At 62.5% G+C, this 17223-nt stretch carries 20 protein-coding genes; 17 read left to right on the top strand and 3 right to left on the bottom strand.

Going from position 1 to position 17223, the window contains the following annotated elements; genetic code table 11:
* Position 1: 1 nt before the first annotated feature.
* Positions 2-418: a MerR family transcriptional regulator gene (locus Q7I88_RS00100; RefSeq protein WP_017184392.1), complete on the bottom strand. Its 417-nt coding sequence runs from the start codon at positions 416-418 to the stop codon at positions 2-4.
* 74 nt (positions 419-492) lie between these two features.
* Between Q7I88_RS00100 and Q7I88_RS00095 the strand changes: the two genes are divergently transcribed.
* The 9 genes from Q7I88_RS00095 (at position 493) to Q7I88_RS00055 (ending at position 6430) form a co-directional block, all read left to right on the top strand.
* Positions 493-852, top strand: coding sequence for a hypothetical protein (locus tag Q7I88_RS00095; RefSeq protein ID WP_017184393.1), 360 nt, complete (start codon positions 493-495; stop codon positions 850-852).
* Complete coding sequence (locus Q7I88_RS00090) at positions 845-1072, top strand: GDCCVxC domain-containing (seleno)protein (protein WP_025549113.1); 228 nt, start codon at positions 845-847, stop codon at positions 1070-1072. The genes Q7I88_RS00095 and Q7I88_RS00090 overlap by 8 nt, the downstream gene beginning before the upstream one ends.
* Before the next feature lie 9 nt (positions 1073-1081).
* Positions 1082-1861 (top strand): organomercurial lyase, encoded by a 780-nt coding sequence (gene merB, locus Q7I88_RS00085; protein ID WP_025549114.1) that lies wholly within the window; start codon positions 1082-1084, stop codon positions 1859-1861.
* Entirely contained in the window at positions 1843-3189 is a 1347-nt protein-coding gene (locus Q7I88_RS00080; RefSeq protein ID WP_039574902.1) for a dihydrolipoyl dehydrogenase family protein, read from the top strand. The genes merB and Q7I88_RS00080 overlap by 19 nt, the downstream gene beginning before the upstream one ends.
* Before the next feature lie 335 nt (positions 3190-3524).
* On the top strand, positions 3525-3803 hold the full coding sequence (locus Q7I88_RS00075; protein WP_305097015.1) for a zincin-like metallopeptidase domain-containing protein: 279 nt from the start codon (positions 3525-3527) through the stop codon (positions 3801-3803).
* A gap of 14 nt (positions 3804-3817) precedes the next feature.
* Positions 3818-4258, top strand: a complete 441-nt coding sequence (locus tag Q7I88_RS00070; protein ID WP_305097014.1) for a hypothetical protein — start codon at positions 3818-3820, stop codon at positions 4256-4258.
* A 224-nt stretch (positions 4259-4482) separates the two neighbouring features.
* On the top strand, positions 4483-5418 hold the full coding sequence (locus Q7I88_RS00065; protein ID WP_305097013.1) for a DUF2493 domain-containing protein: 936 nt from the start codon (positions 4483-4485) through the stop codon (positions 5416-5418).
* Positions 5419-5486: 68 nt separating this feature from the next.
* On the top strand, positions 5487-5756 hold the full coding sequence (locus Q7I88_RS00060; protein ID WP_305097012.1) for a hypothetical protein: 270 nt from the start codon (positions 5487-5489) through the stop codon (positions 5754-5756).
* A gap of 269 nt (positions 5757-6025) precedes the next feature.
* Positions 6026-6430 (top strand): single-stranded DNA-binding protein, encoded by a 405-nt coding sequence (locus Q7I88_RS00055; protein ID WP_305097011.1) that lies wholly within the window; start codon positions 6026-6028, stop codon positions 6428-6430.
* A 67-nt stretch (positions 6431-6497) separates the two neighbouring features.
* Here Q7I88_RS00055 and Q7I88_RS00050 read toward each other — a convergent pair whose 3' ends face one another.
* Positions 6498-6764, bottom strand: coding sequence for a DUF6437 family protein (locus tag Q7I88_RS00050; RefSeq protein ID WP_305097010.1), 267 nt, complete (start codon positions 6762-6764; stop codon positions 6498-6500).
* Positions 6765-7109: 345 nt separating this feature from the next.
* Here Q7I88_RS00050 and Q7I88_RS00045 point away from each other — a divergent pair, with 345 nt between their 5' ends.
* From Q7I88_RS00045 to Q7I88_RS00025, 5 genes are all read left to right on the top strand, one after another.
* Positions 7110-7331: a hypothetical protein gene (locus Q7I88_RS00045; protein ID WP_305097009.1), complete on the top strand. Its 222-nt coding sequence runs from the start codon at positions 7110-7112 to the stop codon at positions 7329-7331.
* 729 nt (positions 7332-8060) lie between these two features.
* The gene (locus Q7I88_RS00040; protein ID WP_305097008.1) at positions 8061-8393 is read left to right on the top strand and encodes a hypothetical protein; all 333 of its coding nucleotides are present in this window, start codon (positions 8061-8063) and stop codon (positions 8391-8393) included.
* Positions 8383-10695, top strand: a complete 2313-nt coding sequence (locus Q7I88_RS00035) for a type IV secretion system DNA-binding domain-containing protein (protein WP_305097007.1) — start codon at positions 8383-8385, stop codon at positions 10693-10695. The genes Q7I88_RS00040 and Q7I88_RS00035 overlap by 11 nt, the downstream gene beginning before the upstream one ends.
* 59 nt (positions 10696-10754) lie before the next feature.
* Positions 10755-13670 (top strand): MobF family relaxase, encoded by a 2916-nt coding sequence (gene mobF, locus Q7I88_RS00030; protein WP_305097006.1) that lies wholly within the window; start codon positions 10755-10757, stop codon positions 13668-13670.
* Between the two features lie 222 nt (positions 13671-13892).
* Entirely contained in the window at positions 13893-14651 is a 759-nt protein-coding gene (locus tag Q7I88_RS00025) for an HNH endonuclease (RefSeq protein ID WP_305097005.1), read from the top strand.
* A 10-nt stretch (positions 14652-14661) separates the two neighbouring features.
* On the opposite strand, the gene Q7I88_RS00020 is transcribed toward Q7I88_RS00025, so the two are convergent.
* Positions 14662-15297, bottom strand: a complete 636-nt coding sequence (locus tag Q7I88_RS00020; protein ID WP_305097004.1) for a S24 family peptidase — start codon at positions 15295-15297, stop codon at positions 14662-14664.
* 474 nt (positions 15298-15771) lie between these two features.
* Here Q7I88_RS00020 and Q7I88_RS00015 point away from each other — a divergent pair, with 474 nt between their 5' ends.
* The 3 genes from Q7I88_RS00015 to Q7I88_RS00005 form a co-directional block, all read left to right on the top strand.
* Positions 15772-16218 carry a hypothetical protein gene (locus Q7I88_RS00015; RefSeq protein ID WP_305097003.1) on the top strand — a complete coding sequence of 149 codons (447 nt, stop codon included), beginning with the start codon at positions 15772-15774 and terminating at the stop codon, positions 16216-16218.
* Positions 16219-16267: 49 nt separating this feature from the next.
* Positions 16268-17056: a type IV toxin-antitoxin system AbiEi family antitoxin gene (locus Q7I88_RS00010; RefSeq protein WP_305097002.1), complete on the top strand. Its 789-nt coding sequence runs from the start codon at positions 16268-16270 to the stop codon at positions 17054-17056.
* A 3-nt stretch (positions 17057-17059) separates the two neighbouring features.
* Positions 17060-17223 (top strand): nucleotidyl transferase AbiEii/AbiGii toxin family protein (locus Q7I88_RS00005; RefSeq protein WP_305098632.1); only part of this gene is annotated, 164 nt, incomplete at its 3' end.

The following is a 17223-nucleotide window of genomic DNA, read 5'->3' as shown; positions in this document are numbered from 1 at the left end:
CTCACGCGGCCCGCACCTCGGCGCCGAGCGCATCAAGCAGCGGACAGCCCGGATCCTGACCGGCATCGCAGGCTCGCACCGAGTCTGCCAGAACCCGTTCCATCCGCCTGAGGTCCGCGATCCGCGCGCGCACATCCTGCAGATGCGACGCCGCGAGCTCGCGGACTTCGGTGCAGGAGGCCTGGCCGCCGGCCGCGAGTCCGAGCAAGGCGCGCACCTCGTCAAGGGTGAAGCCCAGCTCCCTCGCACGGCGCACGAAGCCCAGGCGAGCCACGTCCTCCCGACCGTAGCTGCGGTAACGGCCGCGCCGCGGCGGAACGGGCAGCAGCCCGATCCGCTCGTAATAGCGGATCGTCTCGATGTTGCAGCTGGTACGGCGCGAGAGTTCGCCGATCTGGATCGCGGCGGTTGCGGCCATCTTCAAAATACCTCTTGAGTCTGTAGTCGCTACAGATGGTAGGATAGCTGCATGCCCGCCACAAGGAGTCGCCCGTGACCCAGACACCAAGCCCGCCCAAGGGGATAAGTACCGCCGCGCTTACCCTGGCGGGGATCGCCGCCGCGTTCGGCGTCGCTGCCTGCTGCGCACTGCCGATCCTCTTGGCATCCGCCGGCATCGGCGCGGCCTGGCTCAGCGGCGTGGCCGTCGTCTCCGCGCCCTATCGCACGCCGCTCCTCGTGATCGGCGCATTATGCCTCGTCGCCGGCGCCGCGCTGCTATTGCGCCAGCAACTCGCCGCCATGCGCTGCGGCCCGGACGGCGTGTGCACGCCGCGCTGGACGCGCATCCTCACTCTCGCCGGCCTATTGGTCGGCGCGGCACTGCTCTGGGCGGGTTATAGCTATGTCTGACGTCGTTCCGGAGCTGCACTCGACCCTGACCTGTCCGCACTGCGGACATCAGGCGACCGAGACGATGCCGACCAACGCATGCCAGTTTTTCTATGACTGCCGGGGCTGCGGCGCGGTCCTCAAGCCCAAGCAGGGCGATTGCTGCGTCTTTTGTTCCTATGGCGACGTTCCGTGTCCGCCGATCCAGATCGAGGGCAAGGGCGCGTCCTGCTGCGGCTGAAGACAAGCCGTGACGCTTGCCACCCCCGCTGACGCTGCCCCTGAACCGACGGTTGCATTCCCCGACGGCACCGTCGTCCCGGACTGGACTGCGGTCACCGCGCCAAGCGCCCATTCGGCCCTGACAGCGCTGTTCGCGGCATTTATCGGCCGCAGGTGGCATGGCATCGACAGCACCGAGGACGAGGTGCGGCGTGCCATCCTCCGGGCCTATGTCACCCAGGGCCACGCGCCGGCGCCGGTGGAGATCGCTGCCGCGGTTGCGCTCCCGCCCGGCGACGTGGCCGCAGCGCTCCACCGGCTCGCCGGACGCGATCTCGTGGTCCTCGACGGCGACGGCCGAGTGAGCGGCGCCTATCCTTTCACCGATGCTCCCAGTGAGCATCAGGTGGAGGCCGCGGGTATCACGATGGGAGCCATGTGCGCCCTCGACGCGCTGGGGATCTGCACGATCGCACCGCACGCCAGCCTCATCCGCTCGTCATGCCGCCAATGCCGGCGCTCGCTTGCGATCCATGTCCACGACCGGGGCTGCACCTTGGGCGACGTCGTGCCCGAGGGGATTCTCGTCTGGTCCGGTCATCGCTACACCGGCGGCTGTGCAGCGTCTTCGCTCTGCACTCAGCAGGCTTTCTTCTGCCATGCCGATCATCTTGAAGCCTGGCGTATGGACGGTTCCGTGACCGCCCGCGACGGCATTCGCCTGACCCTGCGCGAGGCCCTCCAGGTCGGCCGCGCGATCTTTGCACCGATGCTCGGAGGGATATTGCCATGGCCCATTACGACCTGATCGTCATCGGCAGCGGAACAGCCGCCCAGGTCGCGATCGGCCAGGTCCGCGCCGCCGGATGGTCCGTCGCCGTCATCGACCACCGCCCGTTCGGCGGCACCTGTGCGCTACGGGGCTGCGATCCCAAGAAGATGCTGGTCAGCGGCGAAGAGGCGATCGATGCCGCCGCTCGCATGGCCGGACATGGTGTCGGCGGCGACCTGGCGATCGATTGGCCTAGCCTGATGGCGTTCAAGCGCAGCTTTACCGATCCGGTCCCCGCCAAGCAGGAACGCCGCTACGCCAAGCTGGGCGTCGACGCCTTCCACGGGCTAGCGCGCTTCGCAAGCCCGGACGCGGTCGCGGTCGACGGTCGGACGTTGCAGGCCCAGCATATCCTGATCGCAACCGGCGCGGGGCCGATCCCGCTCGGCATTCCAGGCGAGGAGCTGGTCAGCACGAGCGACGCTTTCCTCGAGCTGGAGACGCTGCCGCGCCGGATCGTGCTGATCGGCGGCGGCTATGTCGCCGCGGAGTTCTCGCATCTGGCCGCACGTGCCGGCGCCGAAGTCACGATCCTGCAGCGCGCTAGCCGGCTGCTGCCGCATTTCGATCCCGACCTGGTGGGCTGGCTCACACCGCGGTTCACGGCGCTCGGCATTCGCATCGAGACCGGCACCGCGGTCACACGGGTCGAGCGGAACGGGGACGGCCTGCAGGTGCGTGCCTCTCGCCAGGGAGCGCCGGACCTGGAGGTCGCCTGCGATCTCGTCATTCATGCTGCCGGGCGTCGTCCCGATCTCGGCAGCCTCGACCTGTCCACCGGGCAGGTCGCGGTGCAAGACGGACGACTGCAGCTCGATGCGCATCTGCGCAGCATTTCCAACCCGCGGGTCTATGCCGCCGGTGACGCCGCCGGCGTCGGGCCGCCCCTGACCCCGGTGTCGAGCCACGACGCGAAGATCGTCGCCGCGAACCTCCTGCAAGGTCCATCGCGCGAGCCCGACTATCGCGGTGTTCCGAGCGTCGCCTTCACCGTGCCGCCGATCGCCGCCGTCGGGCTTTCGGAAGAGGCGGCGCGCCGCAGCGGCCTCAAGTTCCGGGTTAACGCGGCCTCGACGCCGGACTGGTTCACCGCCCGCCGGCTCGCCGAGCCGGTCTATGGCCACAAAGTTCTGATCGACGAGCGGACGGACCTCGTCCTCGGCGCGCATCTCGTCGGGCCGAACGCCGACGAGGTGATCAACCTTTTCGGCCTGGCCATCCGCCACGGCCTCACCGCGGCCGATCTACGCTCCACCATGTTTGCCTATCCGACCGGCGCCTCGGATATCGGCTACATGCTCTAGGCGACGCCGCGCACGATCCGTCACCAGTGCTCGCCCGCGGGCGGGCGGCAGCCTGTCGCGAAAGACGATAGCGGGCTGTCGCCCGCCTGATCTGCGGACGCCGCTGACGCGGCGGCGCTACTTTTTGGGCCTCCCTTCCGACGCGGAGGTGGTCGGCGCTCCCTGCTAGGCCCGCCACGGCGGGCTGCAAGCCCCGGCTTCGCCGGGCTGCTCCATTTCATTTCGCCCCTGCGGGTGCAGCCCGCCGCTCGAACGGGCCTCTTCGGTCGCTCTCGCCGCCCACCCCCGCCTCGGGGGAGGCCGATGCGGTTTTTGGGCAGTGCTGGAGGCAGCCGATGGTTTTCTTCCTCGAACCCCGGATTGGGGCTGGACTGTCAGGATATGTTGCCGAGCTGTCCTCGGCCATTCTCGGGGCCGAACTGGGTCTTCCGGTCACCCACCTCGACCATCACGCCAGCTACATCGCATCCTGGCTTAAGATCCTCAAATCGGACGAGCGCGCGATCCTGACCGCCGCAGCCAAGGCCGAGGAAGCGGCCAGCATGTTGCTTGACCTTGGGGGTCACCTATCCTGTGAAGTCGAGGACGATGTCGATCTCGCCAATGCAGCTTGAGCAGGAGACCGAAGATGGGACGCTCCGTCAACTATCCAACCGGCTCCGCGGTGGCCTTTCGCCTGCTGGACGATGGCGAGGACGACGATGTCGACTGGGTCTATGAGTGCCTCGTTGACGAAATCATCGATACCACAAAGGCGACCTTTCCTTCCTTTGAGCGCTTCGATGGATGGCGCGGCCGCGAGGACCGCATCCTCCTGCGCAACGCCTTTGCCGATTGCGGCATATCGACCTATTGCGGGCTCGCCGCGATCTGGCTCGTCGAACGCGACGATGCCCGGTACTGGGAGGCCGATTTCTGCATCCCACGAACGGCGAGGGCACGGCACTGGCTCGCCCAGGTGTCGGGAAGGTTCATCAACCTGTTTGGCGAGCTGCGCATGGTCGGTTGGTTCTCGAATGGCGAAGCGATCTTCGAGCGCTCCCGATCCACTTGCGACACCGGATCCTGATCCTGTCCCATCCCAGTCCGCCGGGAGAGGCCCTTGGGCCGGTCGGGGCGCGCCGCAACCTGCGGCCCGTCGGCCCGTGTTGCCCGCGCCAGCCTAGGGCCGCAGGTTCTCCGCTACGCGGTGCGTCTCGCCCCTATCCCCGGCCCTGATCGGGCTCCGGCGGACAGGGCCGAGGCAATGGTGCCTCCTCTCCTTGTCCGCGCGATCAGATCAGGAGACACCCCATGTACGACAGCTTCATCGACCAATTGAGCGGCCTCAATCTCTCAGGTCTCAGCATTCAGCCAGCCCCATTCAACGAGACCGACTTTCCTTGCGAGGACGCCATTGACCAGACGCTGGCCGGAGTTTGGTCCGACCTCTTCGCGATGTTTTCTGACACGGCCCTGGAAGCCGATGCCGAGGATATTGCCTGGGGCGTGGTCAATCTCTTCCACCGCGCAGCCAGCCGCAAGGCGGCTCAGCTCGATCGGGCCAGCGACGAAATCCGGGTCCTGCTCGCATCCGCCGATGGCTCCGAAGTCCATTCGAGCAATCTTGAAGAACAAGTCGAACGCGCGCAGGCTGCCGAAGCCAGCATGCTGGCCTTCGAACAGATGCGCGAATCCGCGGCATCACTCTATCGCGACGAGACCGGTTCCTCGTGGAAGCCCATTTCCGGCTCGCGCACGAGCCATTCGCGCAACCTCACCTCGGCCGTAATCGATGCCCGCGATTTCCTCCGCGCTCGCGCCGAGAACCGGCGTCACGCCCTGATCCCGGAGGGAACTCCAATCGTTTTTGCTGGTGGTCGTCAGAGCTTCGAGAATGCCGAGGATGCGCGCGCCTATGCCGACAATATCTGGGCGACGCTGGACAAGGTTCGCGATGCGGTTCCCGATCTCTTCCTGGTCCATGGTGGCGACGGCAAGGGTGCCGATCGCCTGGCAGCGAGCTGGGCCGAGCGCCGCGAAGTTCAGCAGCTGACCTATTCGCTCGATCGTCGGCTTGGCGCTCGCGCCGGGTTCAAGCGCAACGAGCAGATGCTTTCGCTCAATCCGCGTTATGTCGTCGCCTTTCCGGGCAATGGCGTGACCGAACGGCTTGTGATCGATGCCAAGGCGCGCCGGATCACTGTGGTCGATCGCCGCGGCCCGTTGGGCACCTCTCCGGGGTCCTGAGGGGCCTTGTCATCTGCATCTAAATTGCCCGGATGTGCATTCGGCGCCGACCCGACTATGGACCGGTCATGCAACTTGACGATCTGCTGCAGCGCTACTTTGCCACCACCGACCTCTCCGGGGTTGCTCCCGACGCCTTTGCAGCCGGCATCGAGCACTGCCGGGTCGATCTCGGCCTTGAGGAGAACCGGGGCAAGCGCTTTGCACTGTGGTCGTTCCTGCACATGTTCGGGTCCGCCCCCGATCTCGATGTGGCGTTCGAGAACGACGAAGACCGCGAAGCAGCCCGCAACTTCATGGATCTCCTGGCGGCATCGGAAGGCGATGGGGTAGTCTGATTACAGCAGGGTCTCGGCACCTTCAGACCCGCACCCGATACCCATCCGGCTTTCTTCGCGAACAGTCCTGAACCAGGTCAGCTGAGGGCAGCAACCCGTTCCTTTCCGGCCGTGTTGTCGCGCTTCGCGCGCCTGCCCGCACCACCCGTCATGAACAGGTTTCCCTTCGGCCCTTCAGGCCTGCGGTGCAGTCCTCCCATGCCCTGTTTCTTCTGGATGTTCGCAAGCCGGAGATGGTCTCCGGTTTGAGGAACTGAAGGACTACCATCATGACCAATATCGCAATCCTCACCGGCCGCATCGCCCGCGATCCGGACACCCGCGAGACCAAGGGCGGCACCAATGTCACCGGCATCACCGTCGTCACCGATCGCCCCGCACGCGACAAGGACGGCAAGACCTACAAGGACGAGAACGGCTACACCGCTAAGGAAAGCGAGTTCCACCGGGTGACCTGCTTCAATGGCCTCGCCAAGACCGTCGGACAGTACTGCTCCAAGGGCCAGCTGGTCAGCGTCCAGGGCCGCATCCACTACACGCAGTGGGAGGACAAGGACGGGGTCACGCGCTACGGCACCGAGATCCTCGCCGACAAGGTCGACTTCCTCTCCCGCGGCAGTGGATCGGGCGACGACAACGACAACGACAACACCGACGCTCCCGATATCGACTGACATCGATCCCGGTCGTCCCTTTTACGAAGAGGCTCTGCCGCAAGCGGCAGGGCCTCTTCCTCTGTGGTTACTGGGTTCCCGGCGCTGCATTCGAAGCACGGGTTGCACCGCGCCCCGTCAGTTTCTCGATCGCGGCGTCCTCGCCGAGTTTCCCGAGTTCTTCGGCAACCTTCCTCAGGCCCTTCTTCGAGAAGCTTTCGAGGCCGCTTCCCAGGATGATTTCGCCGAGTTCTCTGGCCGCCTGCACTTCAAGTCCGCGTTGTTTGGCATCGAGCGCCTCGCGGTCTGCTTCGAGCTTTTGCAGGGCTGCAATCGCGCTCCTGTTTCGGGGCATGTTACTTGTCCTTCCATTCCCCTCGGATCTGCTCCCCGGTTGATTCCATGCATGCGTCATCGGGGTGTAGGAAAGGCAATTCGCACACAGCAGGTGTTTGATGTTGGGCGGAGGTAGTGGGTCCTGGCTCACGGTTGTCCCAGCATGATGGCCTTGCGCCTCCCGCCTCAAGGACGGGCGGGGCCCCACCATTTTGCCCGCCACCGGATTGCATCCGGCAGCGAACAAAATCGTTACCCCCACCGCCGCTATCGCGGTCGCCCGTCCGGGCGATCCCCGACCCGGGACACGCAAGACCATCGCGCGACCTCCTGTCGTCTCACGACAGAAATCAGGAGGATAATCATGGCTTATTCGATGCGTTGCGCCGTTGAGTCCCGGAGCTATTTCGAGGCTCTGGAAACTGCCGAGAAGAGAGCGTTGCACAGCTTCTTCGATCAGCACGTTATCGAGGATGATGAACTCGGGTACTTTGCCCTCGACGAGGGTGACTACAACATACTGCCAGCGCATCTCGCAGCGCGGGTGGTCCACACGGTCCACGGCGGCATGCTCGACGAGTTCTGAGGCTATCGACAGGGCGGGAACCGGGAACGGTTCCTGCCCTTTTTTCATGTTCGCCGGGTAGTCCAACCAAGATCAAATCCCGGTCCTGTCGGTTGCTCTGACGGCTGCCCACCGCATGCGGCGGCGCCCGATAAATGGAGCGGGGCTGTGGACGCACTCTGTCCCGCGCATCTGGCGATGCGCTCCTGAGGGTGCGGCGTGATTTGTTCTTGGGCCCCGCGCGCACTTGCGAACCGACAACGGGTCGGGCGGCGGGAAGCTAGGGCACGCGACATGCCCCGCTTGCCTTGCTTCCCACGCGCCCTTGGCCGCTGCCTCTATCGCAGGTGCTGTCTTTGGCTGGAGGCGTCGAAATGCTTTCGATCTGCATGCGATCAGCTGCCAGGCCTGGTTGCTCGCGCTCCATCGTGGACGTCGGGAAAAGTCATCCTTGATCAATCCCCCTTCCTGTCTGGACTACCTCGCGCACATGGGAACAAGGGAGCACACCGTACCCCGCGAATTCGGGAACTATCTCTCTGATATCTCTGTGGAATGTGGTTTTGGGCGAAACCAACCCGTCTGCGAGTTGAGCGGCTTTGCGCCGACCCGTGGACAACTCAAATCCATCTATCGCTCTGAAATATTGTCTGAATCTTTCGATTGACTGCGAGTTGTTCACGATTTATTCTCATCGTCACCTTCCGCAAGGTGAGCCAGGTTCCGTCGGTCCGACAAGGAACCTGTTTCATGACCCGACAAGATCGGCTTCAGACATTTGTATCTCTCTCCGTAGGTAGCTGGGTTCGCCACTGTGCCGCGGACCATGGCGTTAGTGTCAGCGTCTTTATCCGTGACCTCATTGTCGCCGCTTGGCAGCGCGATAACGAGACGAAGAACCGGCCTGCAGGGCTCGATCCCGCGCGCCAGGCGATCTTCATTTCGGTTGCGCTCGATGCGCTTCTGGCCAGTCATCCTGATGCGAGTTTGCGCGACCGTACCCACGAGGCGTACCGGCGTCGCCTCGAACGTCTCGGCCTTCCCGTCAACGCGAACATGGGAGGTCACTCCCATGAAGCGTAATCTCCTGAACTTCACCCGCGGGAGCCAGCTGCTCGGCCACTTCGGTTTCATGTTTGCAGCGGGCCTCAAGGGTCCTCTGATTGTCACCGGGCTGGTTGTTCTCGGTACCTGCTACTGGGAAGTGCGGGCGACCCTGACCGACCACCAGTTCTACCTGGTCTGGATGCATATCTACGCCAGTCTCTATGCCTTCATGGAGTTCGATCCGGTCAAGTTGGTCAACCTTGAATTGCTTGACGGCGAAAGGGTCGGACTCCCCTTTGCCATCGTTCGCGAGTTCCCGCCGATGCGCGAGGCAGTCGAGGCGTTTCGTTCGGCAGTGAAGCAGGGTTTGCTGGTGTCGGCGGTGCTGCTGATTCCTGCCTTCGTGTTCTTCTGGTGGTTCGCCGAGCGCTTTGGTGGTCGCTCCAAGGAGCGCAAGCACGAGCGCGGCGCCATGCTCGTTTCGCTCGACGAACTCGAAGAGGAAATCGAGCGTCACAACAAGGCATTTCGGGCCGAAGAACTGAGCTGCAAGTTCGGGTGGAAATGGCGGCTTGCCAGCTCGTCGGCGCTGGCCGAAGCGGGCCACTACCAACCGGCACACCTTGCCGGCGTGAGCTGGCCGTGGCGGCTCGAACAGAGCCACGCCATGCTCATCGGCACAACCGGAACCGGCAAGACCGTGGCCCTCATGCAGCTCGTTGCTGAAGCACGTGAACGCGGCCAGCGCGCGGTTATTTTCGACCTGACAGGTGCCTTTATCGAGGCCTTCTATGATCCCGCGCGCGACATCATTCTCAATCCTGTGGATGCGCGGTGTCCGCTGTGGAGCGTGTTTGACGACTGTACGAGCGAGGCTGAGTTTCATGCCGCGGCCGAAGCGCTTGTGCCCCATGACGGGGGTGGTTCTGAACAGTTCTGGGTGCTCGCGGCGCGCATGCTATTCGTCGAGATGTGCCTCCATCTTGCCCGTATCGGCACGGCGACCAACGAGGCTTTGTCGCGGCGGCTGATGACCGCGGACTTGTCCGAAGTGCATAAGCTGATGCGCGGAACCATGGCCGATCCGTTGACCGCTCCGGAAGCGGCCCGGATGGCGGAATCGATCCGTGCGGTGTTCAACGCGAACGCGAAAGTGCTGAAGCTGTTGCCCTCATCCGGACCGCGCTTTTCGGTCCGCGACTGGGTCAAGGGTGACTGCCAGGCGGGCTCGATCCTGTTCCTGTCGGCTCGCTATGTCGACATGAGCATTGCCTCGCAGTTGCTCACTTTATGGCTCGATACGGCGATGAATACGCTGATGACGCTCGAGCGCACGCAGGACCTGCGGATGTGGTTCCTGATCGACGAGCTCGGCGCCCTTCATCGACTACCGGCCCTTGAAAAGGGGCTGCAAACGGCGCGCAACTTCGGTGGTGCGATCGTCACCGGGGTGCATGCGTTTGCCAAGCTCAAGGAAGTCTACGGCGAGAACATGGCGATGACACTTTCCTCGCTTGCGCGCACCAAGCTCATCCTTGCGACCGCCGATCGAGAGACAGCGACCTGGTGCTCCGATTTCATCGGCCACCGGCAGGTGCGCGACATGGAAGAAGGCTACAGCTACGGGTACAACAATGCGCGCGATGCGGTCAGCCTGACACCCCGGCGGCAGATCGAGCCCTTGCTCTTGCCCGACCAGTTCATGAACCTTCCGCGGTTGTCAGCCTACATCAAGTTCCCCGACGGATTCCCTGCTGCGCCGGTCTCGCTCATTCCGCGCACGCGTGGTCGTATCGCCGAGGGGTTCATTGCCCGCGAGACACCGCTCATAAAGCCTGGCCAGGGTCCGACGGCAACGACGCCCAATGGGAAACCTGGTTCGAAACCGAATAGCGAGCATCCCGCGTCGAACGACGACGGTGCCGGCAAGCCCGTCGATTCAAAGCAGCTCAAACTCGACTTAGGAGGGCAGCGTCGTGTCGCCGATGAATCGCAGGATCGGCAACAGCCTGTGCCGCCTGAAAAGCTGAATGCAGGGCGCGCTGCTGCTGATCTTGGGGCGGAAGACCGTTCTGATGCTAATCTGGAGGCGTCCCCAACGCTACCTGTCGCCGCCGTGCAAACCGGTGAGGATGCTCCAGCAGTGGGCGCGGAACGGCATCAGTCTGAACCAGGAACCGCTGCCGATGACGCCCATGGCAAGGGCGGTTTGACGCCTCAAGGTCGTGCGGCGACCAACGGGCGCCAACCTCTCACTCCGGTCGAGAAAGACCTGCGCGAAGGTGCGGTCGCAGATCCTCCGGAGAAGGATTTCGGCGAGTTCGAACCCGACATGTGAAAGGCAAATGGGGAGGGATTTACCGGCCGCGAGGGGAGTCGTGACGAGGACCAGACAGGATGCTTTCCGTCGCCAATGTGCGTTCGCCTTCAGCTGCCGCGAGCTATTTTGCGGCAGACAATTACTACACCGGCGCTGATGCCGATCGTTCCGGAACCTGGGCCGGAAAGGGAGCGGAGCGACTTGGACTTGAGGGCCGCGTCAGCACCGAGCAGTTCGATGCCTTGCTGCGGGGAGAACTTCCCGGTGGTATCCAGGTCGGCAACGCGGGCCAGGCCCATAGGCCGGGAACTGACCTCACATTCTCACTCCCGAAAAGCTGGTCGCTGCTCGCGCTGGTGGGCGGCGACCAGCGGATTATCGATGCCTATCGCGAGGCAGTCATCGAGACCTTGCGCTGGGCAGAAAAGAACGCTGCGCAGACCCGGATGGGCAGCAAGGCTGGATACGGAAAGGTCGCGACAGATAACCTGACGATTGGTCTTTTCCAGCACGACACCAACCGCAACCAGGAGCCAAACCTGCATTTTCACGCGGTCGTGGCGAATGTAACGCAAGGCACCGACGGGAAGTGGCGCGCTCTGCGCAACGACAAGCTCTGGTCTTTCAACACGCTCCTCAACTCGATGACCATGGCGCGCTTTCGCCTGGCGGTCGAGAAAATGGGCTACGAAGCAGGGCCGGTTGGAAAGCATGGCAACTTCGAAGCAGCGGGCATTGCCCGCGAGCAGGTCATGGCATTTTCAACGCGGCGCGAAGAAGTCCTCGCAGCCAGGCGCGGGAACGGACTTGAGGCAGGAATTGTCGCAACGCTCGAAACACGAAAAGGCAAGGAGCCAGTGCGCGATCGCGAGGGCCTTCTTTCGTCGTGGCGCCAGCAAGCCGACGAGGTCGGTCTCGATCTTGCTGGACTGATTGACGCATCCCAGATGCGTGCTGCGGCGAAGGCAGTAGCCGGTTCGAAAGAGCAAAGCCTCCTTCATCGCGGAATTGGGAAGCTGAGGGAGTTCGCGCAGCGGATCAAGGGTGATCCCGCTGATCCGCTGATCCCTGCCCATGTCCTCAAGCAGGATGCACCGACCATCGCGGCCGCGCAGGCCGTCGCCTCTGCGGTGCGTCATCTCTCGCAGCGCGAGGCAGCATTCCCGCGCGAGGAATTGCTGAAGGCGGCGCTCGATTTTGGGCTGCCGACGACGGTGGACCATGTCGAAACCCGTGTGAACGCATTGGTCAGAAGCGGTGCACTTGAGCCCGGCAAAGGCGAGCATAAAGGCTGGCTGGCGAGCCGGCAGGCGCATGACCTTGAAAACACCATTCTCGCGAATGTCGACCATGGACGCGGTGCGGTGTCGCCTATTCTGGAACGGCCGGACGCCGCAGAACGGGTTCAGGCTGTTGCCGCGCTCAACCACGGATTTTCGCTGAACGAAGGGCAGGAGGACGCGGCGGGCCTTGTCCTTTCGTCGCGTGACAGGATCGTAGCGATCCAGGGCATAGCCGGGGCGGGAAAAAGCAGCGTGATGCAGCCGGTCGCCCAGCTGCTCCGCGAAGAAGGCAAGCAGGTGCTGGGGCTCGCCGTCCAGAACACGCTGGTCCAGATGCTCGAGCGCGACACCGGCATCCGTTCGATGACCATCGCCCGCTTTCTCGCCCAATGGGGCAGGCTTCTGCACGAACCGGGAAATGCCACCCTGCTTGGCGAAGCTCGGAGCGCGCTCGGAGACCATGTCCTGGTGCTCGACGAGGCATCGATGGTGTCGAACGAGGACAAGGCCAAGCTGGTACGGCTGGCGAACTTTGCCGAAGTCCATCGTCTGGTTCTCGTCGGCGACAAGCGACAGCTAGGCGCTGTCGATGCTGGTAAGCCCTTCGACCTCGTCCAGCAGGCCGGGATCGAGCGAGCCAACATGGACGTTAACCTGCGCGGCCGCGATCCCGTCCTGCGGCGTGCGCAGGCGGCCGCGCAGGAGGGGCGCATCGACGATGCGCTCCAGGCACTTGCCCCCTCAACCATAGAGGCTCGCGGAGACAGTGCGATTGTTGCTGCCGAGCAATGGCTCTCGCTCAGCCCGGCGGATCGGGATCGGACGTCGATTTACGCGTCGGGACGAACCTTGCGATCCGCGGTCAACGAGGCTGTTCAGCGCGGGCTCAAGGCCAATGGCGAGCTCGGGCCACGATCGGGCCGACTGACCGTTCATTCGCGGGTGAACGTGACCCACGAGGAGTTGCGGTACCTTCGCACGTACCAGCCGGGCATGGTTCTCAACTTTCGCTCGCGCGACAGTACCCAGAAACTCTCCAAGGGCGACTATACCGTCAAGACCATCGACCATGCGCGCAAGCAGCTCTTGCTTGAGGACAGGAAGGGGCGGCTTCGCAAGTTCAATCCCGCGCGTTTGCGGCCGGGCGCAGCCGATAGCCGGCTGTCGCTCTTCGAACGCAAATCGCTCTCCATCATCGAGGGCGACAAGATCCGCTGGACCGACAACGACCACAAGCGTGGGCTGTTCAACGCCGACCGGGCGAGGATCGTGGCCATCGACACAAAGGGCGTTTTGGTGGAGACATCAGGGGGCAAGGAGCTCCGCCTGAGCCGCGGTGACCCCATGCTCAAACGCATGGACCTCGCCTATGCCCTCAATGCGCATATGGCGCAGGGACTCACATCGGATCGCGGGATCGCAGTGATGGACAGCCGCGAACGCAATCTCGCCAATCGGCAGACCTTCCTGGTCACGGTCACCCGGCTTCGCGACGGCCTTACGCTGATAGCAGATAATGCCGAGAAACTCGGCCGGGCCATCAAGTCCAACAGCGGCGAGAAAGCTTCGGCCCTTGAAGTTACGCAAAGGCTCAAGGCGGCAGCTGCCAAGGGCCTTTCACAAGACAAGGATGTTGGCAGCGGTTCGCCTGCAAGTGACAAGCCCGAACTGACAAAGGAAAGGGTAAAGCCTTTCGAAATCGGCATTTGATCACCGACAGCCTGGACGATTTCCGCGTTACCAGGCACGATGCCTGTTCGAATGAATTGCGGAGCGTTGCCGGTGAAGGGTGTTTTCGAGATCAGCGGCAATTCGCGCTACGACGACCTCATTACCGAGCGGTATCATTTCCCCTCGCAGTATCTTTCCGAAGCGCGCCAGCTCGAAAACGACTGGATCCTTTACCGCGAAACCCGCGTATCCGGCGGCCGGATGGCCTATATCGCGACCGCCTTCGTTGAGCGGATCGATCCCGATGAGGCTGATCCAACCCATTACTATGCGCGCGTCAGGGACTATCTACCTTTCGATGACCCGGTGTCCTATCGCGACAAGGACGGACGCTTCGCTGAACGATTCCTTCGCGAGATGGCCCGTCCTCGCGATGCCGGCAGGACGCTGCGCGGCAAATCGGTGCGCACGCTCGATGGCGACGATTTCGTCGCCATCGTCAATCAGGGGCTGAGCGAGACGCTCGACCCGGACAACCGGATAAGGCTCGAGCTCGACGAGCGGCACATCGACGATGCGACCGCCGCGCTGCTGGCCGATGATTTTGGCAAACGCCGGATCGAGCAGATTTTGGTGAACAAGAAAATCCGGGCCGCCAGTTTCCGCAATCAGGTTCTCGACGCTTATGACAGCACCTGTGCCGTCACGGGATTGCGGATCATCAATGGTGGCGGGAAAGCGGAGGCGCAGGCGGCGCATATCTGGTCTGTCGCCGATGGCGGACCCGACGTCGTACCCAACGGCGTGGCGCTCTCGGCCACGGCCCATTGGCTGTTCGACCGACATCTCATAACGCTCGACGACAACCTGTGCCTGCTCGTATCGCACAATAAGGTGCCGTCCGACCTGTTGAAGCTCTTCCCGCCTTCAGGACAGAAGATCAGGCTTCCGGTCGATCCGAGGGATCACCCCCGTCCGGATTTCGTTGCCAAACATCGCGCGCGCTTTGCGGGCTCCTGATCCGGTTGAATCAGACCGCCCGGCCGAACCAGATGACACGTCCCACCACTTGAATCTCGGACCGGTCGACATCGTCCCAGCTGGGATAGGCCGAATTATCGCTGCTGATGGTGATTTTGCGGCCACCGGGCTTGAGCGTCACGCGTTTGACCACCAGAGCATCATCGGCGCGCAGAACATAGATCCCGTCGCGTAGCCGCGAGCCCTGGTCCGACGCATCGACCAGCACTTCGTCGCCATCGCTGAGTGTAGGCTCCATGGAGTCGCCCAGAACATGGATGATCGAGAGACTGGCGCTCTTTGCTCGGGTAAGCCGGGCAAGCCAGCGTTCGTCGAACCCAAAACGGGTATGCGCGGTCTCGCTTTCGGCGATCGCGCCGTAGCCCGCCGACGCATCGACATTGAGCACCGGAATTTCAACGAGGCCATCCCGCATCGGCGCGGGCGGGCCGCCCAGAACCTGCTCATCGACACCGAAAAAGCTCGCGAGCGTGCGTCGGTCCTCATCATCCAGTTTGCGCGGCGATCCGCGCTTGATGAACTGCTGGATATAGGACGAGTTGCGTCCGATCATCCGCGAGATCGAGGAATATCCGAGCCGTCGCTGCTGGATCAGGCGATCAAGCTCCTCTCTGACATGTTCCATCGTTCATTCCTTTTGACGGTCTCAGGAGAGAAGGAAATCTCCTAGACTCGTTGGAACCTTCCTACTAAGAACAAAACAGGAACACAAGCGTTGAGTGAGTCGAGGAAGGTCATGAAATTACTGGATCGCGTCGAGCTCCATCTGAAAGAATCGCACATGTCCGCGACGCGATTCGGTCGCCGCGCCGTTGGCGATCCGCGCTTTGTGCTTGATCTAAGAGCTGGACGCAGGCCACGCAGAAGAACGATTGAAAAGGTCGAGAATTACCTCAAGACAAGAAGCGCTCTCCAATAGTTCTTCGAAAATTCACGAAATTCTCATGGGTTTGTCGCAACGTGCCTTGGCGCAGGCCCCGCGGTTCGATACCGTCTGGCTCATTCAGGGTTTCTCCGCTCGGTTGCTATCAGCATGCCAAGTCTGCTTCCGCATCGGCCCGCAGAAGCCCGACATCTTTACGGGCTTTAGGGGGTCTGCGTGGAAATTACCGAATGGCTCGGTGATGGGCTGATCTACTTTTTTACCGAGATTCCGCTCATTCGCGACGCAATGGCGGCCTTTCTGGCGATAGTCCTCATCGGAACAGCAGCCCCTCTTCGGAACATAATGAGAACTTCTTCCGGGCAACTCAAGAGTTATCCAGAGTTGGAATTCGGCCAAATCTTCAGCGATTCGCGTGATTTGAAACACCTATGGACGGTTAGAGACCTTTGCGGACAAACCGCTCCGCCGCCCTCGGGTCTGATAATCTTTTTCGTTCGGCCCGATTTCGCGACTGAGACGCGCGGACTTGCGACGGCAACGGCGGGTTTCCGCGCCAGCGTTGCCGAATTTCGCGGACGAATCATTCCTTCTTTCACACAGGGGGCTTGGCTAAGCGGTTTGAATCTTCGCAAAAACGCTAAGTTCAGCTTAGCCTTTTGAGATTACTTCAAACTGGACATGAGTTTACACAAGTGGCAAAATACTAAGCATGGCTACGCGTTTGGACAGCAAACTAAACCAGCTTCAGCAGGATCTTCCGGAAGGACTTCTGGTCGATGCCGCCTGGCTGGAGGCCAAGGGCTATTCGTCAGCGCTGCGCAGCCAGTATGTAAGTTCTGGCTGGCTGGATAGCCCAGCGCGACGGGTCTATCGCCGTTCACGCGGGCCTCTGACCTGGCAGCAGGTCGTGATCTCGCTCCAGACCATGCTTGACCTTCCACTAATCGTTGGCGGTCGCACCGCGCTCGAACAGCAAGGCTATGCCCATTACCTTTCGGCAAACGTCCAGACAGTTCACCTTTACGGGCCGACACGACCGCCAACCTGGCTGGATGACTTGCCGCTCGACGTGACTTTCGCATGGCACAATAGCTTGCGCCTGTTCCCGGTCGATGCCGACGCGCCGCCACTGCCAAGCCCCACCATGTACAGTGCCGCTGGCGTGCAATTGCCTGTTCGCTATTCTAGCAAGGAACGCGCCGTGCTCGAATTGCTCGATGAATTACCCAAGCATGAGAGCTTCCATCAGGTCGATGCCTTGATGGACGGCTTGAGCGATCTCAGTCCGCGTCGCCTGCAAGCTCTTCTCGAAGCCTGCTCCAGCGTCAAGGTGAAGCGGCTGTTCCTGTTCTTTGCCGACCGGCACCGCCATGCGTGGCGACCGAAACTCGACTTGGCCAAGATCGATTTGGGTTCCGGCAAACGTGTTCTAGTGAAGGGGGGCAGGCTCAATCCGCAATACGACATCACGGTGCCTACCGATCTTGGGGGGCAATAAGAAATGGCCTTCCAGGACGCCTATCGGCAGCAGGTTGCCCTCCTGATCCGCACCATCCCATTCGTGGCGCAAGAGCAGTGCTTCGCGCTAAAGGGCGGCACGGCGATCAACCTCTTCGTGCGCGACTTGCCGCGCCTCTCGGTGGACATCGACCTGACCTACTTGCC

Origin of the sequence: Croceibacterium aestuarii (assembly GCF_030657335.1) — a bacterium.
GTDB classification, from domain to species: domain Bacteria; phylum Pseudomonadota; class Alphaproteobacteria; order Sphingomonadales; family Sphingomonadaceae; genus Croceibacterium_B; species Croceibacterium_B aestuarii.
Note: the sequence above shows the minus strand (reverse complement) of the source record. Positions and strands in the feature narration are given on the sequence as shown.